General features: G+C 71.6%; 16 protein-coding genes and 1 pseudogene. 12 read left to right on the top strand and 5 right to left on the bottom strand.

The window, feature by feature from the left end:
* Positions 1 to 56: 56 nt before the first annotated feature.
* The gene (locus CRP56_RS26235; RefSeq protein ID WP_097267914.1) at positions 57 to 1,118 is read right to left on the bottom strand and encodes a serine hydrolase domain-containing protein; all 1,062 of its coding nucleotides are present in this window, start codon (positions 1,116 to 1,118) and stop codon (positions 57 to 59) included.
* A gap of 371 nt (positions 1,119 to 1,489) precedes the next feature.
* On the opposite strand from CRP56_RS26235, the gene CRP56_RS26240 reads away from it, so the two are divergent.
* From CRP56_RS26240 to CRP56_RS26280, 9 genes and pseudogenes are all read left to right on the top strand, one after another.
* Complete coding sequence (locus CRP56_RS26240; protein ID WP_097267916.1) at positions 1,490 to 3,568, top strand: serine/threonine-protein kinase; 2,079 nt, start codon at positions 1,490 to 1,492, stop codon at positions 3,566 to 3,568.
* Between the two features lie 175 nt (positions 3,569 to 3,743).
* A complete protein-coding gene (locus CRP56_RS26245; protein ID WP_257041055.1) occupies positions 3,744 to 6,563 on the top strand; it encodes a protein kinase in 2,820 nt (939 codons plus the stop codon).
* Positions 6,564 to 6,725: 162 nt separating this feature from the next.
* Positions 6,726 to 8,345, top strand: a complete 1,620-nt coding sequence (locus CRP56_RS26250; RefSeq protein WP_097267920.1) for a serine/threonine-protein kinase — start codon at positions 6,726 to 6,728, stop codon at positions 8,343 to 8,345.
* 64 nt (positions 8,346 to 8,409) lie between these two features.
* Positions 8,410 to 9,249: pseudogene (locus CRP56_RS26255) on the top strand (serine/threonine-protein kinase); the annotation flags it as partial.
* Between the two features lie 141 nt (positions 9,250 to 9,390).
* Complete coding sequence (locus CRP56_RS26260; protein ID WP_097267922.1) at positions 9,391 to 11,031, top strand: serine/threonine-protein kinase; 1,641 nt, start codon at positions 9,391 to 9,393, stop codon at positions 11,029 to 11,031.
* 97 nt (positions 11,032 to 11,128) lie between these two features.
* Positions 11,129 to 12,781, top strand: coding sequence for a LamG domain-containing protein (locus tag CRP56_RS26265; protein ID WP_097267924.1), 1,653 nt, complete (start codon positions 11,129 to 11,131; stop codon positions 12,779 to 12,781).
* Between the two features lie 57 nt (positions 12,782 to 12,838).
* Positions 12,839 to 14,464: a serine/threonine-protein kinase gene (locus CRP56_RS26270; protein ID WP_097267926.1), complete on the top strand. Its 1,626-nt coding sequence runs from the start codon at positions 12,839 to 12,841 to the stop codon at positions 14,462 to 14,464.
* Positions 14,465 to 14,594: 130 nt separating this feature from the next.
* Positions 14,595 to 16,208: a succinic semialdehyde dehydrogenase gene (locus tag CRP56_RS26275; RefSeq protein WP_097267928.1), complete on the top strand. Its 1,614-nt coding sequence runs from the start codon at positions 14,595 to 14,597 to the stop codon at positions 16,206 to 16,208.
* Between the two features lie 11 nt (positions 16,209 to 16,219).
* Positions 16,220 to 17,998, top strand: a complete 1,779-nt coding sequence (locus tag CRP56_RS26280) for a GMC oxidoreductase (protein WP_097267930.1) — start codon at positions 16,220 to 16,222, stop codon at positions 17,996 to 17,998.
* A gap of 79 nt (positions 17,999 to 18,077) precedes the next feature.
* Here CRP56_RS26280 and CRP56_RS26285 read toward each other — a convergent pair whose 3' ends face one another.
* A complete protein-coding gene (locus CRP56_RS26285) occupies positions 18,078 to 19,109 on the bottom strand; it encodes an LAETG motif-containing sortase-dependent surface protein (RefSeq protein ID WP_097267932.1) in 1,032 nt (343 codons plus the stop codon).
* Between the two features lie 228 nt (positions 19,110 to 19,337).
* On the opposite strand from CRP56_RS26285, the gene CRP56_RS26290 reads away from it, so the two are divergent.
* Positions 19,338 to 20,444, top strand: a complete 1,107-nt coding sequence (locus CRP56_RS26290; protein WP_097274481.1) for a hypothetical protein — start codon at positions 19,338 to 19,340, stop codon at positions 20,442 to 20,444.
* 585 nt (positions 20,445 to 21,029) lie between these two features.
* Here the strand turns inward: CRP56_RS26290 and CRP56_RS26295 are convergent.
* Complete coding sequence (locus CRP56_RS26295) at positions 21,030 to 21,287, bottom strand: chorismate mutase (RefSeq protein WP_179851118.1); 258 nt, start codon at positions 21,285 to 21,287, stop codon at positions 21,030 to 21,032.
* A gap of 336 nt (positions 21,288 to 21,623) precedes the next feature.
* Here CRP56_RS26295 and guaA point away from each other — a divergent pair, with 336 nt between their 5' ends.
* Positions 21,624 to 23,201: a glutamine-hydrolyzing GMP synthase gene (guaA, locus tag CRP56_RS26300; protein WP_097267936.1), complete on the top strand. Its 1,578-nt coding sequence runs from the start codon at positions 21,624 to 21,626 to the stop codon at positions 23,199 to 23,201.
* 9 nt (positions 23,202 to 23,210) lie between these two features.
* Here the strand turns inward: guaA and CRP56_RS26305 are convergent, their stop codons facing one another.
* Together CRP56_RS26305 and CRP56_RS26310 are read right to left on the bottom strand one after the other, a co-directional pair.
* Positions 23,211 to 23,684, bottom strand: coding sequence for a pyridoxamine 5'-phosphate oxidase family protein (locus tag CRP56_RS26305; RefSeq protein WP_097267938.1), 474 nt, complete (start codon positions 23,682 to 23,684; stop codon positions 23,211 to 23,213).
* Between the two features lie 42 nt (positions 23,685 to 23,726).
* The gene (locus CRP56_RS26310; RefSeq protein WP_097267940.1) at positions 23,727 to 24,362 is read right to left on the bottom strand and encodes a hypothetical protein; all 636 of its coding nucleotides are present in this window, start codon (positions 24,360 to 24,362) and stop codon (positions 23,727 to 23,729) included.
* A 201-nt stretch (positions 24,363 to 24,563) separates the two neighbouring features.
* On the opposite strand from CRP56_RS26310, the gene CRP56_RS26315 reads away from it, so the two are divergent.
* The gene (locus tag CRP56_RS26315; protein WP_097267942.1) at positions 24,564 to 25,373 is read left to right on the top strand and encodes a class II aldolase/adducin family protein; all 810 of its coding nucleotides are present in this window, start codon (positions 24,564 to 24,566) and stop codon (positions 25,371 to 25,373) included.
* The last annotated feature ends 18 nt before the right edge of the window (positions 25,374 to 25,391 follow it).

Consider the following 25,391-nt stretch of genomic DNA (forward strand, 5'->3'; position numbering starts at 1 on the left):
CGACTTCACTCGAACGGGTGTCGGGGGGTGGGATCTTCGTTCGGGACCCGGGCGTTCTACGAGGTGCGGGGGCAGAACTCGGCGGCGAGCAGGGCCGGTTCGAGGTCGGGGTCTGCGATCGCGGTCGTGTTCACGCGGAAGGTGAGGACGCGACGTCCGTCGACGGTGGCCGCGGTGCGCACGTAGCTGCCCGGGATACGGCCGTTGTGCCCCCAAACCGTCGTGCCGCACGGCAGCTTCACCGGAAACAGCCCCATGCCGTACAGGCCGTGTGCGGCGCGGGTGTCGAGCATCTCGCGCAGCCAGTGCGGGGGCAGCAGCCGGCCGCCCAGGAGCGCGCCGTAGAAGCGGTCCAGGTCGGCGAGCGTGGTCACCAGCTCACCCGCGGCCCCGGCCACCCGCGGGTCGAGCTCGGTGACATCGGTGCCGTCGGTCGCGCGGGCGCGGCCGTGCGGGGAGGGGAGAGAAGCGCGGGAACCAGGGAAGGAGGTGCCGGTCAGGCGCAGCGGAGTGAGGATGCGCCGCTCGGCCTCGACGGCGTAGGAGTGGTCGGTGACCTGCTTGATCACCATGCCGAGGACGACGTAGTCGGTGTTCGAGTAGAGGTAACGGCCGCGAGCGGCCGGAGGGTGGGAGACGGCGAGGCGTACGGCCTGACGAGGGGAGAGGGGGACCAGGCCACGGGTGTCCGCGGTGAAGTCGTACAGGCCGCTGGTGTGGGTGAGCAGGGCGCGCAGGGTCAGCGTGCGGCCGTCGTTGCCGGCTCCGCGCACCAGGCCGGGCAGGTGCTGGTCGACGGTGTCGGACAGGGACAGCCGGTGCTCCGCGGCCAGTTGGAGGATCACGGTCGCGATGAAGGTCTTCGTGATGCTGCCGGCGCGGAAGTGGTCGGCGCGGGCGATCCCGGACCCGGACCCGGACCCGGACCCGGCCTCGGCGTAGTGCGTCTCGGTCCCCTCGTGGGTCAGCAGGGCGGCGGCCGGGGCTTCGCCCCTGGTGAGCAGCAGGGGGAGGAGCGTGTCCGTCGGCGGTGGGGCGGGGGCGGAGGAGGCGGCGGGGGTCAGGGCGAGGAGCGCCAAGGACACAGGTACGGCCAGTAGTGTCCGAAACGGGGGCACGGCGGGTCCTCCTGGCCGGCGTGGCGGGTCTTGCGGTTCGGCTCGGTGGGTCTTGTCGTTCGGCTTGGCGGATCCTGCGGTTCGGCTCGGTGGGTCCTGTTGTTCGGCTTGGCGGTTTCTCCGGTGGTGCGGACCATCATGCAGGGTGGCTGGAACTCGGTGTCGGGTGGTCCCGGGCGTGGGGGTGCGGGGCGGGTTCGGCGGGTCTTTGAGGTGGCTTTGGGGTGCCTTTGGGGCGCGTGACCGCCACGCGCTGTGAGGGTTCGGTCGCCCTGATGGTCGGCTTGTCGTCAGGGGCACCCTGGGCGTTGGGCACTTGTCGGGTGAGGGACAATGGAGGCTCTGTCAGGGCGGGTTGTATGAGGGGACGCATGTCGGAGGCGGAGCGGGCGGGGGCATCCCGTCAGGACAAGAGCGAACGTCTCCTCGCCGGGCGGTACCGGTTGGGAGCAGTGCTCGGCCGCGGCGGCATGGGCACGGTGTGGCGGGCCGAGGACGAGACCCTGGGCCGGATCGTCGCCGTGAAGGAGCTGCGGTTCCCCTCCAGCATCGACGAGGAGGAGAAGCGCCGGCTGATCACGCGCACGCTGCGGGAGGCCAAGGCGATCGCGCGGATCCGCAACACCAGCGCGGTGACGGTCTTCGACGTGGTCGACGAGGACGACCGGCCGTGGATCGTGATGGAGCTCGTCGAGGGCAAGTCGCTCGCCGAGGTCATCCGCGAGGACGGCCTGCTGGAGCCGAAGCGGGCGGCGGAGGTCGGGCTCGCGGTGCTGGACGTGCTGCGCTCGGCGCACCGCCAGGGCATCCTGCACCGGGACGTGAAGCCGTCCAACGTGCTGATCTCCGAGGACGGCCGGGTCGTGCTCACCGACTTCGGCATCGCGCAGGTCGAGGGCGACCCGTCCATCACCTCCACCGGCATGCTCGTCGGCGCGCCCTCCTACATCTCCCCGGAGCGTGCCCGTGGGCACAAGCCGGGGCCCGCGGCTGACCTGTGGTCGCTGGGCGGACTGCTGTACGCGGCGGTGGAGGGCGTGCCGCCGTACGACAAGGGGTCCGCGATCGCGACGCTCACCGCGGTGATGACCGAGCCGCTGGAGGAGCCGAAGAACGCGGGTCCACTGAAGGACGTCATCTACGGGCTGCTCACCAAGGACCCCGAGAAGCGGCTCGACGACGCGGGTGCCCGCGTGATGCTCAACGCCGTGATCCACGCGCCCGAGCCGAAGCCGGACGAGCCCGCGCCGGCGCCGGACGCGACGAAGGTCGTACCGCTGCCTCCGCAGCCCGACCGGGGTGAGGGCGGGGAGCGGCTGCGCGGGGCGCTGCGTTCGGTGCGCAAGGCCGCGGTGGCGGCGGGGGCGGCCGGTACGGCGGCGGCCTCTCGGACCAAGTCCGGGGCGGGCAAGGGCGGTTCGGGGGCCGACACGGCTTCTGGTGCGGGTGCTTCCGGTGCTGGTGCTGCTGGGGTCGCCGGTGGGGCGGCTTCCGGTGGGGGTGTGGCTTCGGGCTCGGGTACGGGTGTCGCCGCCGGGTCTGGCTCGGTCGGCGTGAGTGGTTCCGGGGCCGGTGGCTCGGGGGCGGCGGGTTCCGCGGGAGCCGGGGGCAACTCGGCCGGTGGTGGGCGGAGTTCGGGGTGGCCCGTGATGACGCCGCCGGATCTGCCTCCGCGGCCGGTGCCGAGGGCGCCGCTCACCGATGTGGTGCCGCGGCGGACGTTGGTGATCATCGCGGTGGTCGTGGTGCTCGCCGTGGTCGCGGTCGTGCTGGCCCTCACACTCGGTGGGGGTGACGGCTCGTCCGACAACTCCGCGCGCGGCGGCGGTGCCAAGGCTTCCGCAGGCACGACGAGTGCGAGTCCCTCCACCAAGGAGGACAAGGGCGCCGGCGGCGACCGGGCGGACGGCAAGGCGAGCCAGTCGGCGGAGGCCGGGGCCCCGTCCGGGAGCACGCCGAGCAACAGCCCCACCGCGACCGGCGGCAGTGACGCGGGCGGTTCCGCCGACGACGGTGGCACCGCGGTGAAGACGTACAACGGCGGTCAGGGGTACTCGATCGGGCTGCCCGAGGGGTGGAAGTTCCAGACCTCGAGTTCCGCGGGGGACCGGTTCACCGGACCCGACGGTCAGAAGCTGCTGGTCGCCTGGACGTCGACGCCGAAGGGCGACCCGGTGGCGGACTGGAAGAACCAGGAGCGGTACATGGTGCGCTCCCAGTACGACCGGGTTCGAATAGCGAAGGTGGACTACCGGGACTGGCTCGCGGCCGACTGGGAGTTCACCTACAGCGAGGGCGGCACGAAGTACCGGACCATCGACCGGGGTTTCGTCGTCAACGACCATCTCGGATATGCCCTGATGTACACGGCGAAAGCCGCCAATTGGGGCAGCGAGCTGCGCAAGGACACCTGGCAGACGCTCGCGAAGACGTTCGAACCGAAATCGTGAAGTGACCGTGTGGTGACCGGTCCCGCGTTTCGGACATGAGATCTGGCATCCCCTCTTTGCGGGTTGCCTCCGGCACGTATCGTGAGTGCTTGCGGACCGTACGCATCCAGGTATGGGTGCGGAACGGCACGCGAGGCGAACGGAATTGACCGACCGGGCTGCCGGGGGAGGCAACGTGGACGACTATGCGGGACGGGTACTCGCCGACCGCTACCGCCTGCCGCTGCCCCCCTCCGACGAGTACGAACTCACCGAGACCCGGGCCTTCGACACCTACAGCGGGCAGGAAGTCCTGGTCAGGCAGGTGCCGTTGCCCGAGGTGGTCGAGGCGGAGGTGCTCGACGCCGAGGGGCTGCCCGACGGTTTCACGGCAAGGGACCCGCAGGGCAGGGGAGTCCGGCGGGGCGGCGCCACGGCGCGGACCAGCACACGCCGGCCCACCGATCCGGCCGTGCGGCGGGCTGTCGAGGCCGCGCAGGCTGCCGCCGCGATCCCCGACCATCCCCGGCTCGACCAGGTCTTCGACGTGTTCGCCGAGGGCGGGTCGCTGTGGATAGTGAGCGAGTTGGTGGCCGCGCGGCCGCTCGCGGCGCTGCTCGCGGAGAAGCCGCTGACGCCGTACCGGGCGGCCGAGGTCGCCTCCGATGTGCTGATGGCCCTGCGGGTGCTGCACGCGCATGGCTGGGTGCACCGGAACATCACCGCCCGCACGGTGCTCGTCTGCGACGACGGCCGCGTGATGCTGACCGGGCTCGCGGTCGGCGCGGCGGAGGAGGCGCTGTGCGGGTACGACCCGGTGCCGGCTCCGGAGAGTGACGGGGGCGGCGTCGCCGGGGGTGTGGCGGGACCGCCAGGAGTCGGCGGGGCCGGGGGCGCGGGAGGAGCGTCAGGAGCCGGTGGCGGCGGGCGGTCCGGTGGTGACGGGCGCTTCGGTGGTGACGGGCGGGAGCTCGGGCCGCAGGGGGCGCCGGGTGTACGGGCGGTGCCGGGGACTTTCAGCGGGTCGGGGGCCGTGAGTGCGGGCCCCGGTGGCGTTGGTGGCTCAGGGCCCGCCGGACCCGCGAGCTCCCTGGACCCCGAGGCCGCGCGGCGGGCCGCCATCGAGGCTCGGGAGGCCGGTGGGCTGCCGGGGCTCGGCGGTGAGACGGCGAACGGTGCCGGTGGCTCGGGTGCGGTCGCGCGCAGGGCCGTGGAGCCGACCGGTGGGGACGTCCGGGCCGCGCGGGCAGGGGCGATCGCCGCGTATCGCGCGGGCGCCCGGGCCGCCGCCCGCGTCCAGGAAGCCCAGCAGAACGGCCACGCGGCCCTGCCCGGAGCCCGCCCCTCGCCGGAGGAGGGCCCCGCGACCGCTGCCGGGGTCGACGGCGGGCCGACACCGCCGTACGGACCGGGCGGCGGCACCCAGGTCGCGCCCGGTGCCACGCGTCCCGGTGAGGCGGGGTGGGCGGTGCCCACCGCCGGACCCCTGGGCGGCACCGTCGCGCCCGGCCGGGACGAGCACCGGCGGTCCGGTGCCACCCCGCCGGGACAGATCGTCGACCCCTACGGCGTCCGGAACGACTCCTGGCACGGGGCCGCTCCCGCCGGCGGTGGCGGCAGGGCGCTGCCGGGCGGGTCAGAAGGACGTACGGCCGCACTGCCGTCGGCCGGAAGTGTGCCGTCCGTGCCCAACCCGGCGCCCGCCCCCAGCCGTTGGGACGAGCTCGCCGCCGCCGCGCCCGTGCCCCGCGGCCCCGCCACCGCGCTCGCCGCCGAGCGGGCGCGGCAGGCCAGGATGGCCGTCGTCGGGCCGGTGACCGAGCGATGGGCGCCCGAGCAGGCCGGGCCGGTGCACGAGAACTGGCAGCTGGCCGCGCCGATCGGCCCCGCGACCGACCTGTGGGCGCTCGGCGCGCTGCTGTTCCGGGCCGTGCAGGGGCATGCGCCGTACCCGGAGGAGTCGACCGCCGAGCTGGTGCAGATGGTGTGCGCCGAGCCGCCGGCCTTCGCCGAGGAGTGCGGGCCGCTGCGGCCGGTCGTGGAGTCGCTGCTGCGGCAGGACCCCACCGAGCGGCTGGACTTCGAGGAGCTGCGGGGCTGGCTGCGCTCGCTCGTGCGCTCCGCGCCGGAGCCGGAGGCGGGCACGTACGTGGTCGCCGCGCCGCCCGTCGAGGGCAACCGGCTGCCCATCGTGCGGCGGCGGGGCGAGCTGGTGCGCAGGCGGCGCGCCGGGCTGCCCGCGACCAGCGCGCACGGACGGCACAAGCGGGCCAAGGCCGCCCGGCAGGAGGAGGCGTCCCCGCGCAGGCTCGGGCGCACGCTGCTGCTGCTCGTGCTGCTGCTGATGGCGGGGGCGATCGCGTACGCCATGCTGTTCATGCCGAAGTCCGATTCGTCGGACGGCGCGGGCGGAACGGATGGGACCGACCGGACCGGCGCCGCGGGTGAGATCAGCGACGCGCCGAAGCAGACCGCCAGCAGTGAGCCGCGCCCCGAGCAGACCACGCCCGAGGCGGACGGCGGCAGTGGCTCGGCGCAACCGCAGTCCAACGACCCCGACGTCGCCGACGGCTTCACCCTGCGCTCGGACACCGCCGGATTCCGCGTCGCCGTGGCCGACGGCTGGGACCGTACGCCGAAGAACGGCCGCGGACAGGTCGTGTACTCGCACGGCGACTTCGACCTGATCGTCGTACCCGGACGGGACAGCGCGGACGAGTTCGGCGAGGACCCCATGGCGTACCAGCGGGAGGACGAGCGCGAGCTGCAGCCGTACCGCGACTCCAGCTGGGCGAGCGCCTCCGGGCTGAAGACGATCTCGGTGGGCGGGCGGACCATGGCCGAGGGGCAGTTCACCTGGACGGACAGCGCGGGGCGCGAGCTGTTCGTGCGGAATCTGGCGATCCTCGTCGGCGGGAAGTACCACGTGGTGCAGGTGCGCGGTCCCGAGGCGGAGCGGGACGAGGTGACACGGTTGTTCGAGCAGGCGTCGGCGACGTACGAGGTGACCGGCTGAGCGCACTCGGTGACGGTTGCTTGCGGCTGGTGACGGTTGCTCGCGGCTGGTGAAAGCGACAACTGTCACAGTGCTGTCTCCTTGGGACCCCTGTGGTTCCCTGCGTAGGGACCGATCCTTACGCTGACCCTGTCAAGACCATTGCGGGGCAACGTGAATCAGATGCAGGGCCTGCTCATCGCGGGCCGCTACCGGCTTGCCGACACCATCGGCAGCGGCGGCATGGGCCGCGTGTGGCGGGCCCACGACGAGGTGTTGCACCGGGCTGTCGCCATCAAGGAGCTGACCGCCGCCCTGTACGTCTCCGAGGGCGACCAGGAGCGGTTGCTCCACCGCACGCGCGCCGAGGCCCGTGCGGCGGCCCGGATCAACCACTCCGCCGTCGTCACCGTGCACGACGTCCTCGACCATGACGCCCGCCCGTGGATCGTGATGGAGCTGGTCGAGGGCCGTTCGCTGGCGGACGCGGTGAAGGCGGACGGGCGGGTGGAGCCGGCCGAGGCGGCCCGGATCGGCCTGTGGGTGCTGCGGGCGCTGCGCGCGGCGCACGACGCGGGGGTCCTGCACCGCGACGTGAAGCCCGGCAATGTGCTGTTGTCCCATGACGGCCGCGTCCTCCTCACCGATTTCGGCATCGCCCAGATCGAGGGCGATACGACGATCACGCGCACCGGCGAGGTCGTCGGTTCCGTGGACTACCTCGCCCCGGAGCGCGTCCGCGGCCACGACCCGGGCCCGGCGTCGGATCTGTGGGCGCTGGGCGCGACGCTGTACACGGCGGTGGAAGGCAGGTCGCCGTTCCGCCGCACCTCGCCGCTCGGCACGATGCAGGCGGTCGTCGAGGAGGAACCGGCGGCACCGGCGCACGCGGGTGCGCTGGAGCCCGTCCTCGCGGCACTGCTCCGCAAGGATCCGGCCGAGCGGCCGACCGCGGCGCAGGCCGAGCAGATGCTGGCGGAGGTGGCCGAGGGGCGGCGGGCGAGCGCGGCGCAGGCGTATGTGCCGACGGGGCCTGTGCGGTACGCGCCGGAGACGGGCACCGCCGGTACCGGAACCCGTGCCGGGCAGACGGCCGCCGCGACGCCGTATCCGCCGGTCATCGTGGGCGCGGCGGCTCCCGTCCCGCGCAAGCGTCACCGGCTGCGTACGTTCGCCCTGGTCGTGGCGCTCGCGGCGATCGTCGGCGGGGGTGGTGCGGTCGCGCTCCAGCAGTGGAACTCGGGCAGCCCCTCCTCATCGAGCGAGAGTCCGACTCCGACGCCGACACCGACCTCTTCCCCGACGAAGGGTGCCCAGGGGGCGATTCCCGCCGGGTGGAAGAAGTACGACGATCCCCTGGGCTTCAGTCTGTACTTGCCCGCTGGCTGGGACCGGACGGTCTCCATCGAGGAGAAGGACGGTCTGGCGCAGGTCGACTACTCGCCCGACAACGGCAGGACCCTCGTGCGCGTCGCCGTCGACACCGCGCCGGACTACACCAACTCCTACGACCACATGCGTGAGTTGGAGGCGTCGAACCAAAGGCGGCTCAAGGACTTCACGACGCTGAGCATGAGGGAGGAGATCTACCGCGACCAGCCGAGCGTCCGCTGGGAATGCACCTGGACACAGCTGGCGAAGGACTCGCCCTTCTCCGGGCCGTACCGCGCGCTGGACGTGGCGTACATGACGCCTGACGGTGTCGAGTACGCCCTCTACACCGCCTCGCCGGCCGGCGACTGGGACACCACGAGCAAGCGGTTCTCCACCGTGCTGCGGAGCTGGCAGCCCAACCCCTCCTGATCCGCCCCAACTTGGCCGGTCAGCGCCCCGGAAGGTGTTCGTCCGGCGGGGCATCATGGGGCTCATGGCGACCCAGGGGGACAACTTCCGTGCCGTAGCGGGGCGTTATCGCCTCGAGGCGCGGCTCGGGCGTGGTGGGATGGGAGTTGTCTGGCGGGCCACCGATCAGCTGCTCGGACGGCGTGTCGCGGTCAAGGAGCTGGCCCTGGGCGAGACCTTGTCCGAGGGTGAGGCCCGCCGTTGGCGGGACCGGACCCTGCGGGAGGCGCGGGCGGTCGCGCAGCTCCGGCATCCGCACATCATCGTCGTGCATGACGTCGTCGAGGACGGCGAACGGCCTTATCTGGTAATGGAGTTGATCGAGGGAGGGTCCCTCGCCGACCGGATCGCCGCGCGCGGCCCCGTCGACGCCGCCGAGGCCGCGCGGATCGGCGTCGCACTGCTCGGCGCGTTGCGGGCGGCGCACGAGGCCGGGGTGCTGCACCGGGACCTCAAACCGGCGAACGTGCTGATCGCCGACGACGGCCGGGTCGTGCTCACCGACTTCGGCGTGGCGCAGGTCGCGGGCGCCACCACCCTCACCGACCTCGACTCCTTCGTCGGCTCGCCCGAGTACACCGCGCCGGAGCGGATGTCCGGGCTCGCCAGCGGCCCCGCGTCCGACCTGTGGTCGCTGGGCGCGCTGCTGTGTACGGCCGTCAGCGGTGAATCGCCGTTCCGGCGCGACTCGTTGGGTGGGGTGCTGCATGCCGTGGTCGCCGGGGAGATCCGGCTGCCCGTGCAGGCCGCGCCGCTGCTGTCCGTCGTACGGGGGCTGTTGGAGCGTGATCCGGGGCGGCGGCTGGACGGGGAGTCGGCGGAGCGGATGCTGCGGACCTTTCTGGAGACGGGGCACATGCCGAGCGTCGAGCGGCGTTCGCTGCGGGGCGCGCTGACGGCGGTGCTGCGCGCACGTCGACGGGCATGACGGGGATTGGTCACGGCTCTGTGACCGGAGTGCGTTCTGGCTGGATACCGCGGTGGTTGCCGCGATATGGATGGACCCATGAGCAGCGACGGGGGAGCCCCTTACGGGTCGGACGAGCCAACGAGTTTCAGGCTGCCGCCGCCGAACCCGCCCGTGGCGGTGCCGCACCCCGACAACCCGTACGCGGCACCCACCACCCAGGTCGTGCCGCAGCAGACGGCACCTCCGCAGGACCCCGGCGCGGGGCGGTTGATCGCGGGCCGGTACCGGTTGCTCGCCAAGCTCGGAGATGGCGGCATGGGGACGGTGTGGCGGGCCAAGGACGAGACGGTGGACCGCGAGGTCGCCGTCAAGGAACCGCGCGTCCCCGACCATCTCCCCGAGCGGGAACGCGCCAACGCCTTCGAGCGGATGCGGCGCGAGGCGCGGGCCGCGGCCCGGCTCGATCATCCGGCGGTCGTGAACGTGCACGACGTGGCGGTCGTCGACGGCCGGCCGTGGATCGTCATGGAGCTGGTGCGGGGGCGTTCGCTGGGCGACGTGTTGCAGGAGGGCACCCTAGGGGCGGGGGAAGCGGCGAGAATCGGCCTTCAGGTGCTGGCCGCGCTGGAGGCCGCGCACGCGGCGGGCATCCTGCACCGGGACGTCAAGCCGGACAACGTCCTGCTCGGCCGGCACGACCGGGTCGTCCTCACCGACTTCGGCATCGCCCAGATCGAGGGCGAGACGAGCCTGACCGACACCGGCGGCTTCGTCGGCTCGCCCGAATACATCGCCCCCGAGCGGGTGTTGGGCCAGCGGCCGGGCCCTGCCTCCGACCTCTGGTCGCTGGGCGTCGTCCTCTACGCGGCCACGGAGGGCGTCTCGCCGTTCCGCCGCAGCAACACGCCGGCCACCCTCCAGTCCGTCCTCAACTTCACCCCCGCCGCGCCCGCCTCGGCGTCGGGACCCCTGGCCGAGGTCATCACCGGCCTCCTCCAGAAGGAGCCGGGCCGCCGCCCGCACGCCGCCCAGGTCCGCACCCTGCTGGAGAAGGCCGCCGCACCACCGGCGCCGACGCGGGCCGCGCAGTCGCCCGCAGGTCCCCCGAAGAGCGGCATCCACCTGGGGCGCAAGACTCTCATCGGGCTCGGCGCGGCGGTCGTAGCGGCGGCCGTGACGGCGTACCTGGTGATCGCGGACCCGTTCGCGGGGCCGTTGCCGGACGGCTGGAAGACCGTTCACGAGAAGGACGTCGCCGCGTCGCTGGCGGTGCCGTCGCAGTACCAGCCGGGGTACCCCGACCGGAAGACCGACGACGCGCACTGGGTCACGTACACCGACTGGAGCGGCAGCATCTGGATCGGTCTGCGACTGGACAAGAGGGCCGAGGACACGAGCGACAGCATCGCCGACTCGGCCGCCGCCGAAATGTACGAGGACAACAAGCAGTTCAAGGACAACGGTGAGTACGGCCTCCAGATGCCGGAGAACCCGACGACGAAGACGGACGGCGGGGCCACGTACCAGGGCAAGCCGGCCGCTCAGAACACGATCACGTACACGACCGACGACACCCAGAACCCGCGCCCCCGCGAGATGCAGATCTTCTACTACAAGACCTCCAAGGGCGACATGTACAAGCTCACCATCAGTTACCCCGGGAAGGGCGATTTCGCCGCCCGCGGCCGGGAGGTGGCGAAGACCGCCATCGCCGAACTGGACGTCGACGCACTCTGAATTCCGTTGTCAGTGGCGGCAGTTAAGGTCATTCTCCTCTGAGGCCGATCTTGGTCCGATCCGGTCCGATCCGGTCCGATCTTGGGGAGGGGACCCGTTGAAGCAGTACGTATGGACGCGTGCCGTCACGCTGTGTGCCGTCGCGGCGCTCGCCGGAGGCGTGACCACGGGAGTCGCGGCGGCCGCCGACGCGCCGCAGGCACCCGTCGTGACGTCGACGCAGTATCCGGACGACGACAACTGGCACGAGGGCGTGGGCAGTTACGGCACGTTCGTGATCGACTCGGCGTCCGACGACGTGGTGTCGTACCGCTACTCCTGGCTCGGCGGCGCCACGCAGACCCTCCGTGCGGCCGAGCCCGGCGCGCCGGTGTCGCTGCGGTGGATGCCGGAGAAGAGGGGGGTGACCTACCTCCAGGTCCAGGCGGTGAACGCGGCCGGGACCTTCAGCAGCCGGATCACCTACTACGTCAAGGTCTCGGACGGCCGCACCGCGATCACCCACTGGGACCCCGACAGCCAGTCCGGCGCCACCACCGGCTCCGGCGTCACCTTCGGCGCCTCCGGTCCTTCCGGTACGAGCGTCGCCTCCGCCGCCTCCTTCGACGGCACGGACGAGGCGTACGCGAACCTCGACTCGACGACCGACACCGCGCAGACCTTCTCCGTCGACGCCTGGGTCCGCCCGGACGCGACCGGCGCCGATGCCACGGTCGTCGGTCAGGCGGGCTTCTCGCTCGGCGCCACGGCCGGCTCCGGCTGGTCCTTCACCCTCCCCACCGCCGACGGCGGCACCACCCGGCTCACCGGCGGCGCGCCCGAGAAGGGCGAGTGGGCGCACCTCGTCGGCGTGTACGACGGCGAGGTCGACACGGCCCGGCTGTACGTCAACGGAACGCTCACCGGCACGGCCACCGGCGTGGTGGCGGCGGGCGGCACCGACGCCCTCCGCATCGGCGACCACTGGGACGGACAGCTCACCGACGTGAACGTCTGGGACCGCGTGTTCGTGCCCGGCGAGATCACGGACGTTGCCACCCGCAAGGCCCAGCGCCTCGGCTACTGGGACCTGGAGTCCGCGACCGATGGCCAGAGCCCGGCGAACGCGGGCGGCGCACCGCTGACCCTCGCGGGCGACGCGTCGATCTACGCGGCCACGGACGACTGCCCCTGGAACCCGGACTGCACCCCGGTCACCTACCCGATCGTCGGCTCCGGCGACCTGCTGCTCGACGGTGACGGCGACTACGCCACGACGCCGACCGCGCTCGCCCCGACCGACGCCGGCTTCTCGGTGACCACCAAGGTGCGCATCGACCCGGACACCGCGACCCGCGACATGACGGTGCTCTCCCAGCCGGGCGAGCGCACGGACCTGTTCACCCTGCGCTACCTCGCCGCCTCCCGGACCTGGCAGGCGACCGTGGCCCACGAGGACCGCGCCGACGCGCCCACCACCACGGTCGATGCACGCTACGACGTGGGCTCCTCGGCGGGCGACGAGTTCCTGGCCGTGGTCTACGACGAGCGCACCGACCAACTGCGGCTCTACGTCGACGACACGTACCCGTCCGCCACGGCGAGCGTGACCGGCGCGGACACCTGGACGCCGACCGGCGACCTCCAGATCGGACGCGGCACCGCCGGGGAGTACCTGACCGGCGAGGTCGACGAACTGCACACCTACGCCGGCGTGCTGAGCCAGACACAGCTGGCGATGCTCCAGGCGGGGGGCGTCGACATCACCTGACGGGCGGCGGCCACCCCGCGTCGACAACCCCCCACCCCACACGGTACTGATGGGGGCATGAGCAACGACGGGGGCGGCGCGAGCCCCATGGGGCGACTCATAGGCGGGCGTTATCGGCTCGTCGAGCGGATCGGGTCGGGCGGGATGGGTACTGTCTGGCGGGCGCTCGACGAGCTGGTCGGCCGTGAAGTCGCCGTCAAGCAGCCGAGGTTGCCCGGTGACCCGGAGGACGAGGCGCATCAGCGGGCCTCGCACCGGCTCTACCGCGAGGCCCGTGCCGCCGCCCGGGTCGATCATCCCGCCGCCGTCTCCATCCATGACGTCGTCGTGGAGGACGGACTGCCCTGGATCGTCATGGAGTTGGTGCGGGGCGAGTCCCTCGACGAGGCGCTCCGGCGTGGGCCCGTCGCCCCGGCCGAAGCCGCCCGTATCGGGTTCGCCGTCCTCGGCGCGCTGCGCTCAGCGCACTCCGTCGGCATCGTCCACCGCGACGTGAAACCCGCCAACGTCCTCCTCGGCACCCACGGCCGCGTCGTCCTCACCGACTTCGGCATCGCCCATGTCCAGGGCGAGGAATCCCTCACCGTCAGCGGCGAGTTCATCGGCTCGCTCGACTTCGTCGCGCCGGAGCGGATGTCCGGGAAGGGGGCCGGACCGGCCTCCGATCTGTGGTCCCTGGGTGTGTTGTTGTACGCCGCCGTCGAAGGCGAGGCGCCCTTCCGGCGTACAACGGTGGAGTCCACCCTCGCCGCGGTCCTCTCCCACGATCCGCCCGAGCCGGGGCGCGCCGGACCTCTGGGCCCGCTGATCACCAGGCTGTTGGCCAAGGACCCGGAGCGCCGGCCGGACGCGGAGGAGGCCGCGAAGGTGCTGGAGGCGGCGGCGGACGGCCGCCCGGTGCCGACGCTCGCGGAGGCGCCGCCGGTCGTCCAGACGTCCGACTGGACAGTGGAGTTGGGGGAGGACTCCGGCACCGTACGGCTGCGCGGGCCCGAGGCCGCACCGGTTCCCGCGTCGGACACCACCGTCGTACCGGCGCCGTCGCGCAGGCCCCACCCCCTGCGCCGACCGCTCCCCGCTGCCCTCCTCGCCGTCGCGCTCGTCGGTGGGGCGTGGGCCGGGACCTCCTACTTCCTCGCGGACCCCGCACCCGCCGACCCCAGGGAGATGACCGCCACCCACAGCGAGGCGCCCGCCGCGAGCGCCACGGACGTCGCCGACGAGTCCTGGACCCGGCACCGGGAGCAGGACATGAACGCGGTCCTCTCCGTGCCGAGCCGGTACGAGGAGTCCGCGCGGCAGGGCAGCCCGAACGACCAGCCCCGGATCGTGATCTTCGAGTCGGGGGACATCCAGGTCCGCCTCAGCGAGTGGGACAAGGCCCCGGCCTCGCTGGAGGCACGGGCGCAGCAGCAGGCGGTGGGGTGGGCGTCGCACGGAGACGCGGACACGCAGATCACCGGGACCAGCCTGGACGGCCACGACGCGATCATGGCCGACACCACCTACGACGACGAGGGCCTGGGCTCCACCCGGGTCATCCAGCTGACGGTGCTGACCGACGACAGGCGGATGTACGAGCTGCGCGTCGACATGCCCAAGGGCACCCCGCGGGAGAAGGAGGGGACCTCGGTGTTCAAGACGGCCCGTGACCGGCTCGAGATCGGAAAACCGGCGTCCTGAGTGATCGTCCTCGCACAACGCCCTGATCAGCAGGTTCACCGCCAGTGATCGCTGGCGCCGTGTGTGCGGTCGGTGAATCCCTGTTACCGCCGGGTACCCAAAGTCCCCGACCCGGCATACCCTGCGCGTCATGACGGACTCGCAGGCCCCGGAACTGACCGGCACCAACCCCCTCGCCCCCGCCCCGGAGGGCGCCCGTACCGCCGCCGACGTGGTCACCCCGGAGCTGGTCGCGCAGCTCACCAAGGGCGTGGTCGGCTCCGGTCGTACCGCCAACCACACGCCGTTCACCGGCGAGAAGCTGGCCGACCTGCCCGAGTCGACGCCCGAGGACGTGGCGAAGGCCTTCGAGGCGGCCCGCGCGGCGCAGGCGGTGTGGGCGCAGACGCCCGTACGGCAGCGCGCGGCCGTGCTGCTCCGCTTCCACGACCTGGTGCTCGAACGCCAGGCGGAGGTCCTCGACCTCATCCAGCTGGAGACCGGCAAGGCCCGGCTGCACGCCCACGAGGAGGTGCAGGCCGTCGCGGTCGCCGCCCGCCACTACGGCCGCAAGGCACCCTCCTATCTGCGGCCCAAGCGGCACGCGGGTGCCATGCCCACGCTCACCCGCGTCACCGAACTCCGGCACCCGCGCGGTGTCGTCGGCCAGATCGCCCCCTGGAACTACCCGCTGGAGCTGTCGGTCGGCGACGCGCTCCCGGCGTTCGTCGCGGGCAACGCGGTCGTCATGAAGCCCGACACCGAGACCTGCCTGACCGCCCTGTGGGCGCGCGACCTGCTCATCGAGGCGGGTCTGCCGGCCGATGTCTTCCAGGTCGTCCTCGGCGAGGGCCCGGTCGTCGGCCCCGAGGTCGTCCGGCACGCCGACTACGTCTCCTTCACCGGCTCCACCCGTACAGGGCGCGAGGTCGCTCAGGGCGCGGCGGCCCGCCTGGTCGGCGTCTCCCTCGAACTCGGCGGCAAGAACGCCATGTTGGTCCTGGAGGACGCGGACATCGAGAAGGCCGCGGCCGGCGCCGTCCGCGCCTGCTTCTCCTCCGCGGGCCAACTCTGCATTTCCATCGAGCGGTTGTACGTCCACGAGTCGATCGCCGACGCCTTCCTGGAGCGCTTCGCCGCCCGCACGAAGGCCATGCGGCTCGGCCGGTCCCTCGCCTACGGCGCCGACATGGGCTCCCTGGTGGGCGAGCGGCAGCTGGAGACCGTCACCCGGCACGTGGAGGAAGCCGTCGCCAAGGGCGCCAAGGTCGTCGCCGGTGGCGTCGCCCGCCCGGACATCGGCCCGTACTTCTTCGAGCCGACCATCCTCGACGGCGTGACCGAGCCGATGGCGATCTGCACCGAGGAGACCTTCGGCCCCGTGGTCGCCCTCTACCGCTTCAAGACGGACGAGGAGGCCGTCGAGGCCGCCAACTCCACCTCGTACGGCCTGAATTCCTCGGTCTGGACGAAGGACGGCAAGCGCGGCCGGGAGGTCGCCGCCCGGCTGCGCACCGGCACGGTCAACGTCAACGAGGGCTACGCGTCCGCCTATGGCAGCGTCCAGTCCCCGATGGGCGGCATGAAGGACTCCGGCCTCGGCCGCCGGCACGGCTCCGAGGGCATCCTCAAGTACACCGAGGCCCAGACGGTCGCCCAGCAGCGGCTGCTGCCGATGGCCCCGGCGCTGGGGATGGACGACGAGAAGTACGCCCAGTTCATGAGCCGCAGCCTGAGGCTGATGAAGGCGTTCCGGTTCCGGTAGGGAGAGCACACGTGCCACAGGACGACTACGACTACGACGTCATCGTCGTGGGTTCCGGATTCGGCGGTTCGGTCAGCGCCCTTCGCCTCACGGAGAAGGGCTATCGCGTGGGCGTCCTGGAGGCGGGCCGCCGCTTCACCAGGGAGACCCTCCCCAAGAACTCCTGGGACCTCAAGAACTACCTCTGGGCCCCCAGGCTGGGCATGTACGGCCTCCAGCGCATCCATCTGCTGGGCAACGTCATGGTGCTGGCGGGCGCGGGGGTCGGCGGCGGCTCCCTCAACTACGCCAACACCCTCTACGTACCGCCGAAGCCGTTCTTCGAGGACCCGCAGTGGCGTGACATCACGGACTGGGAGGAGGAGTTGAAGCCGTACTACGACCAGGCGCGGCGCATGCTCGGCGTACGGCTCAACCCGACGATGACCCCGTCCGACGTCCATCTGAAGGCGGCCGCCCAGCGGATGGGCGTGGGCGACACCTTCCACATGGCGCCCGTCGGCGTCTTCTTCGGCGACGGCAAGGACGCCGACGGGTCGGTGCGGGCGAAGGCCGGCGAGCAGGTCACCGACCCCTACTTCGGTGGCGCGGGACCGGCCCGCAAGGCCTGTACCGAGTGCGGCGAGTGCATGACCGGCTGCCGCCACGGCGCGAAGAACACCCTCAACGAGAACTACCTCCACCTCGCCGAGAAGGCGGGCGCGGTCGTGCACCCCATGACCACGGTCGTGTCGGTCACCGACGACTCGCAGGGCGGTTACGCGATCGCCACCCTCCCCACGGACCGGAGGAAGAAGGGCGAGGGCCGGACCTTCAAAGCCCGCCGGGTCGTCATCGCCGCCGGCACCTACGGCACCCAGACGCTGCTGCACCGCATGCGGGCGGGCGGCCAACTGCCTTACATCTCGGCGAAATTGGGCGAGCTGACGCGCACCAACTCCGAGGCGCTGGTCGGCGCGCAGACCGACAACCGGCGCTACCGCAGGGCGACGGGCTCGGCCAGGCCGGACTTCACCCAGGGCGTCGCCATCACCTCGTCCATCCACCCGGACGAGAACACCCACATCGAGCCGGTCCGCTACGGCAAGGGCTCCAACTCGATGGGCGGCCTGTCGATCCTCCAAGTCCCGTACGCGGAAGGCTCGTCGAGGGTCGCGGCCTGGCTGGCGAACGCGGGCCGGCATCCACTGCTCGTCCTGCGGTCCCTCTCCAACCGCCGCTGGTCGGAGCGGACCATCATCGGCCTGGTCATGCAGTCGCTGGACAACTCCCTGACGACGTACCTGAAGCCGGACGGTGTCGGCAAGGGGTTGCTGACCGCCCGGCAGGGCCACGGCGCCCCCAACCCCAAGCAGATCAGGGCCGCTTCGGAGGCCGCCTCCGCGATCGCGGCGGAGATCAACGGCTTCGCCGGTTCGAACGTCGGCGAGCTGATGGGCACCCCGCTCACCGCCCACTTCCTGGGCGGCTGCCCGATCGGGGCGAGCCCGGAGGACGGGGTCATCGACCCCTACCACCGCCTCTACGGCCATCCCGGCATCTCGGTCGTCGACGGCGCCGCGGTCTCCGCCAACCTGGGCGTGAACCCGTCGCTCACGATCACCGCGCAGGCGGAGCGGGCGATGTCGTACTGGCCCAACAACGGCGAGGACGACCCGCGTCCTGCGCAGGGGGCGGCGTACGAGCGTCTGAAGCCGGTCGAGCCGCGGTCACCGGCGGTCCCGGCGGACGCGTTCGGCGCGCTTCGGCTGCCGTTCCTGGGGATGCCGGCGGTGCCGCCGAAGGCCTGACCCCTGACGCGGACAGCGAGAAGGACCTGCATCCCCCTCCGAACGCAGGTCCTTCTCGTTTTCTTGCAACTGGCTTGTGTTACGCCTGCGTGCCGGCCTTACGGCGACGCACCGCGAAGACGGCACCCGCACCGGCGACGATCGCGACACCGCCCACGAGACCGATGGTCGGCAGCGCGGAGCTGGAGCCGGTCTCGGCGAGGTTGCCGGTCGGCAGCTCGGAGACGTCGCCCTGCGGCTTCTTCACCGAGCCCTTGTCGTTGTCGCTCGGGGTGGCCTCACCCGGGTCGTCGTTCTTGGAGCCGGCCTTGAGGACCGAGAAGTCGTACTGGGCCCAGCCCTCGGCTATGCAGTCCTGGCCGTCGACGTTGTCGAGGTAGGCGCCGGAACCGAAGGAGTAGGCGTCACCGGCCGGGGCCTTGGCGTCGATGCTGACGCGCAGGTCGACCGACTTGCTCTTGCCCGCCTTCAGCTCGTCGACGTAGAAGAAGTAGTCACCGGCGAAGTCGTCGTTGCCGATGCGGTCCCAGGACCCCGTGTCGGGGTTCTTGAACTCCAGGTCGACGTACGGGCTGAGCCACTTCGCCTCGTCGACCTCGTAGTTCTCGATCTCGGCGTAGAAGGCCACGCCGTCGACCGTGGTGTCGGACTCGTTGGTGACGACCAGCTTGAAGGTGTGGAAGCCGTCACCGGCGACGATCTTGCCGGGCAGGCCCTTGATGTCCGCGGCGACCTTGGCGTCCGTGAAGTCCTCGTCGAGCTCGTCGCAGTAGGGGACATCCGGGTCGGACGGGTCCTCGCTCGGCTCGGCCGACTCGCTGGGCTCGGTGGAGTCGGTGGGCGACGCGCTGTCGGTCGGCGAGGTGGTGCCGGTCGGCTCGGTGGAGGCCGTGGGCGACGTGGTGTCGGTCGGCGAAGCGGTGTCGCTCGGGACCTCGGTCGGGGCCGTCGGCGAGGTGGTGTCGGACGGCGTCTCCGACGGCGTCTCGCTCACGGTCTCGGTGGGGGTCGGCGACGTCTCGTCCGCGAACGCGGCAGGCGCGGACAGCAGTGCGAGCGGGGCTATGACAGCCGTCGCAGCCGCTGCGGCCATGGCACGGCGAAGCTTCATGAAAGACCTCAAGAAGTCCGGTGTGCTGCGCGTCGCAGCACGCGAGTGGGGCAGGTGGGGCCTCGCGTGTGGGGCGCGGCTGTGGCCCTTGGTACGCATGGTTTGATCCACGAGGGGTGTGAATGGTTGCACTCGCATTCACATAATTCTTATGTGGCCTGAGTCACAGCCGGATCCCGCCGGATTTTCCTTGTGAAGGCGCTTTCCGAACCCCTAGAACTGACGATCGTGTCTGACAAGCCTGCCGAGGACTCCTCCTCGACCCCCGAAGTGCCGGACGAGGTCTGGGAACAGTTCGTTCGCGCCAATGAAACGGCCGCTCCGAAGGAGCCCTCCGCCCGCGCCCGCATGGTGACGGAACGGCTCCGTCAGCAGGAGGCGCGGGGCGAGCTGCCGGAGGGGTGGCGTACGGGACCCAAGCGGCAGGGGAAGACGCGGGGCCGCGGGGTGTGGACAGCCCTCGGTGTGCTGCTCGCCGTGGCCGTCGCCGTCGTGGCGATCAAGCCGTCGCTGCTGCCCGGCGACCCCTTCGGCGCGGGCTCCGCCGACGAGGCGACCGAGACCCTGCCCGCGGAGACGGCGGCGCCGACCGGCCCGCCCGCGTCCGCGGCCCCGCGGACCCCGACGCTCGACGACCCGTTCGCCGGTTCGCCCGCCAAGCGCTGGGCCGACGGCCAGGCCGGCATCGTCGTACCGGAGGCGAAGGCGGTCGGCGGGCGGAGCAAGGCGGATGTGGCGAGTGCCCTGGAGCTGACCCGGAAGCTGCTGATCGACGCGAACCTGGACCCGGCGACCCTGCGCGGGGAACGCCCGGAGACGGCGCTCGACGTGCTGGAGCCGCACCAGGACGTGCCCGGCTTCCTGAAGAAGGCCCTGAGCAAGCCGGACAAGAAGCACGATCCGCTGGTGATGTTCAGCCGCTTCGACCCGGACGAGGTCCGGCTCGTCGGTGACGTCGTGAAGACCCGCGGCCGTATGACCTTCAAGGCCGGAGAGGGTGCCGCCGTCGCCGTCCACGCCGACTACACCTTCGTCTACCCGGTGGTCCGCACCGACGGCACGACCGACGTGGCCCGCACCATCGTCCGCCGCGTCCTCGACCTCGAACTCTCCGACCCGGCCAAGTACCAGGTCACACCGGGCAAGATCGGCGTCGTGAAGTACGACCAGGACATCGGCAACTCGGCCTGCGACGTCTACGACGGTTTCCTGCACCCGCACTTCCCGTCGGCCGAGTCCACGGGCGCGACGCCGACGGGCCCGACGACGGACCCGTACGACCGCAGCCGGGACATCAGCGACGACAAGGGCTGCGGGACGGTCTCCCGGACTTGATCCAGACCTGATCCGGACCTGATCCGGACTTGATCCGGACCTGATTCGCATGTGACCGGCATGCGAAGGGCCCCGCGGGACGGAACCGCGGGGCCCTTCTTTCGTCAGCACCGGCGTCAGGGCAGCGCCGGTGCCTGGAAGCGGCGCCGGGGGGTTGCGCCGCTGGTCCTGGATGCCCGGGGTCGGCGCCTCGGCGCATGCGGGGCGCACGGATGGTCTCGACCTCTGGCAGAGCCGAAACGCACAGACAATGTGGGTGTGTACAGGGGGACTTGGGCTTTGTAGGCATCGTGCTGGACGGACCCGGCCTCCGCAACCGTTTGGTCCAGCCTTCTGTTCCCGCCGGCCGGCCCCGGGCGTCCCCGGAGCCGACCGTTCTCTTGGGTGACCGGGCTGCTGTCCCCTGCCGTCCGGTCACTTACCTGGAGCGAGGTCCCACGACGTACGGCAAGATCCGAACGTCTCATCGCTCCAGCGAGCCACGCGTGGTTCTGTCGGGCCCGCCCCTGGCTGGCACGGACACCACCACCAACGAAGCGGTCCGCGATGCGGTCACGCGCCGTACGGGTGAGACGGGGCCCGAACTCAGATGCGACCCCTGCACAGTTCGAGCAGGGTCATCGCGAGGGAGGTGCCCGGCTTGCCGAGCGCCTCGCTGAAGTGGTTGAGGACCTCCATCTCGCGCGCGAGGTGCACGCGCCGGCCGCCGGAGGCGATACGGGTCTGCTGGACGACGGCGGAGACGGCCGCGCGTTCCTGGATGAGGCCGATGATCCGGTCGTCGATGGCGTCGATGCGCTCACGGGCGTCCGCGATGACGGCTTCGGGCGTGGTGGTGGTCACGGTGGCTCCTCGTGTTTCTGGGTGAGGTGCCCCGGAGCGGCAAGATCCGGAAGGAAACGACAGGCGCCCCGGACCTTATCGGCCCGGGGCGCCTGGGAAGTCGCTTGTCAGTAGCTCAAGCAGCACGACCATGGCAGCCGGCGGGCCGGTTGCCATAGGTAAAGACGAAGGTCGGGTGCGTGAGCATGGCAGCAGTATGCACGCGCGTGGGCACCTGTCCAACCGGGGTCCATCCACCGGACGGGAAGGGCCGGAGACGGCGGCCGGGAGGGGGCGCGGCCGCACCCCGCTAGAATCGGCCTCACAGCCCTCGCCCAAACCGCCGGAAGGCACCCCGTGTCATCAGCGACCCCCGCCGCCGCCCCCGACACCGTCCTGGTCGTCGACTTCGGCGCGCAGTACGCCCAGCTCATCGCCCGTCGCGTCCGCGAGGCGCGGGTCTACAGCGAGATCGTGCCGAGCACCATGCCGGTTGAGGAGATGCTCGCCAAGAACCCGGCGGCGATCATCCTCTCCGGCGGCCCCTCGTCGGTCTACGAGGAGGGCGCCCCCCGCCTCGACCGCGCGCTCTTCGAGGCCGGCGTCCCCGTCTTCGGCATGTGCTACGGCTTCCAGCTGATGGCCCAGAGCCTCGGCGGCACGGTGGACAACACCGGCGCCCGTGAGTACGGCCGCACCGACCTGCACGTCTCGAAGTCGTCCTCCACCCTCTTCGAGGGCACCCCGGACGAGCAGCACGTGTGGATGTCCCACGGCGACGCCTGCTCCGCCGCCCCCGAGGGCTTCTCCGTCACGGCCTCCACGGACGTCGTCCCGGTCGCCGCCTTCGAGAACGACGAGAAGAAGCTCTACGGCGTCCAGTACCACCCCGAGGTGATGCACTCCACGCACGGCCAGCAGGTCCTGGAGCACTTCCTCTACCGGGGTGCCGGTCTGAAGCCGGACTGGACCACGGGCAACGTGATCGAGGAGCAGGTCGCCGAGATCCGCTCGCGCGTCGGCGACAAGCGCGCCATCTGCGGGCTGTCCGGCGGCGTCGACTCCGCGGTGGCCGCGGCCCTCGTCGCCCGCGCCATCGGCGACCAGCTGACCTGCGTGTACGTCGACCACGGTCTGATGCGCAAGGGCGAGACCGAGCAGGTCGAGAAGGACTTCGTGGCCGCGACCGGCGTGAAGCTGGTCGTCGTCGACGCGGAGGAGCGCTTCCTCACCGCGCTCAAGGGTGTCTCGGACCCCGAGGAGAAGCGGAAGATCATCGGCCGCGAGTTCATCCGGGTCTTCGAGCAGGCGCAGGCGGAGATCATCGCGGACGAGGGTCCGGCGGTGGAGTTCCTCGTCCAGGGCACGCTCTACCCGGACGTGGTCGAGTCCGGTGGCGGCACCGGCACGGCCAACATCAAGTCCCACCACAACGTGGGCGGCCTCCCCGAGGACCTCGAGTTCAAGCTCATCGAGCCGCTGCGCAAGCTGTTCAAGGACGAGGTCCGGATGGTCGGCCAGGAGCTGGGCCTGCCGGAGGAGATCGTCCAGCGCCAGCCGTTCCCCGGCCCGGGCCTCGGCATCCGGATCGTCGGCGAGGTGACCAAGGAGCGGCTCGACCTGCTCCGCGACGCCGACGCCATCGCCCGCGAGGAGCTCACGCTGGCCGGCCTCGACCGGGACATCTGGCAGTGCCCGGTGGTCCTGCTCGCGGACGTCCGCTCGGTCGGCGTCCAGGGCGACGGCCGCACCTACGGCCACCCGATCGTCCTGCGCCCGGTCTCGTCCGAGGACGCGATGACGGCCGACTGGTCGCGCCTGCCGTACGAGGTGCTGGCGAAGATCTCCACCCGGATCACCAACGAGGTCGCGGACGTCAACCGAGTGGTCCTCGACGTGACCTCGAAGCCGCCGGGCACGATCGAGTGGGAGTAATCCCGCTGATCAGGTCCGCTTGAGAGTCCGCACCGGCTCTCCGGGCTTCCAGACCTGGACGACGAGGTACTTGTCGTCCTCGACGTAGGTCCTGACGACCTCCGTCAGCTCGGTGCGGAAGAGGTGGAACGGCTCCGGCGGTTCCACCTCTTCGACGTATGCGGTCTTGGTCGCCGTGTCGACGACCTCGACGGCCCGCCCGCTGATCCGTACGTCGCCGCCGCCCAGCGACTGCCCCTCCCCGGGGTTCGCCTGGAGCGCGAACCGCGGGTCGCGGAGCAGGTCGAGGGCCTTGAGCGAGTCCGTCATCATGCCGAGCCACAGCTCGCCGTTCAGGAACCGCACCTCCAGGCCGCTGGTGCGGGGCGAGCCGTCCTTGCGGAGGGTCGCGAGGGTGTGGTGCGTGAAGGCGCCGAAGCGTTCCTCGACGAGCTGGGCGAGATCGGGTTCGGCGGCGGTGAAGGCGGACCAGTTCGCAGTCATACGACGAGTGTGGCGCCGATACCCGACACCTGCTGTCCGGTATTACGCGCCTTGCGTGGCGTACGGCAGCGGGCGCACGTACCGCTCCCGTCCCGCGTCGTCCCGCACCTGCGCGCAGCCGCCCGCCGTCAGCTGCGCGGCCAGCTTGGCGCGGCGGACCGTGTTGATGCGCAAGGCGCCGTACATGAACGCCGGCGTCAGCACGGCGAGCGGCAGGAGGACGGCGTACTTGCCGGTCAGCGGGGCCATCAGCAGGAACAGGGCGGCGGCGCCCCAGCCGATGGTCTTGAGCTGCCGGGGGTTGCCCGCCTCGACCAGGGCGTCGTACTTGATGAGCGCGATGATCAGGTCGATGTCGGCCTGCGCCTCCGGAACCGGCGTGAGTGAGTTCAGATACATGCCGGGGACCGTGCCACCCGCGCCGACCTGCGGGAACGCGGCGAGGTTCGCGGCGGCGCGCTGCTGGGCCGCGGGGTGCGTGTCGCGGACCAGGTGGACGTGGAGGATCTTGTGGCGGCCGACGAGGCGGACACCGGCGTAGCGGAAGCCGAAGCACTCGGCGACGTAGACCAGCGACCCGAACAGCTTGTGCTCGGCGAAGGGGTGGACCAGCTCGACGTGGTCCTGGGTCGCGAGCTGCCGCATGAGGGAGCTGAGGTGACGTTCGACGAGGCTCAAGGTGGGCTCCGGGGATGACTGAAAACTGGTGCAGGGGTACTGAAAACTGGTGCAGCGGTGTCGGGAACTTGTCGTTCCGCACACCAGACCACCGAGCCGCCGGAAGGGTTGCGCACGGCATCGTTACCTCATACGCCTGTTCTCCCGCGCTGACCGACGGTAACTTCCGCCCCGTAAAGCCACCCCAGTGCTGGAGGACCGATGCACGGGACGTATGAACCGGGACCGACCCCACCGGCCCCCCTGCCCACCGACAGCCTCCGGTTCGCGATGCCGCCGATGCACGACTCGGTCGAGGACGAGCGCCGGCACCGCAAGGAACGGCTGGCGGGCGCGCTGCGGATCTTCGGCCGACAGGGCTTCGAGGACGGGGTCTCCGGCCACATCACCGCACGCGACCCGGAGTTCACCGACTGCTTCTGGGTCAACCCGTTCGGCATGCCCTTCAAGCACGTCACCGTCGGCGACCTGGTCCTCGCCAACACCGACGGGCAGGTCGTCGAGGGGCGCTACCACGTCAACCAGGCCGCCTTCACCGTGCACGCCCAGGTCCACGCCGCCCGGCCCGATGTCGTCGCGGTCGCCCACTGCCACTCCGTGCACGGCCGCGCCCTCTCCGCCCTCGGCGACCTCCTGGATCCGATCACCCAGGAGAGCTGCGCGTTTTATGAGGATCACGCGGTCTACGACACCTATTCGGGCGTCGCCGTGGACACCGCGGAGGGCCGCAGGATCGCCGCCGCCCTGGGCTCCGGGAAGGGGCTGGTGCTGCGCAACCACGGCCTGCTGACCGTCGGCGACTCGGTGGACGCGGCGGCCTGGTGGTTCCTGTCCATGGAACGCTCCGCCCAGGTCCAGCTGACGGCCAGGGCGGCGGGCCGCCCGATCCTCATCGACCACAAGGCGGCGGTCGCGACCAGGGAGCAGCTGGGCGGCGACCTGGTCGCATGGATCAACTACCAGCCGTTGTGGCAGGACATCAGCCGGAGCGAGCCGGACCTGCTGAGCTAGAGGCCTCCAGCGAGCCGG

Source organism: Streptomyces sp. TLI_55 (genome assembly GCF_900206255.1).
Classification (GTDB): Bacteria; Actinomycetota; Actinomycetes; order Streptomycetales; family Streptomycetaceae; genus Streptomyces; species Streptomyces aquilus.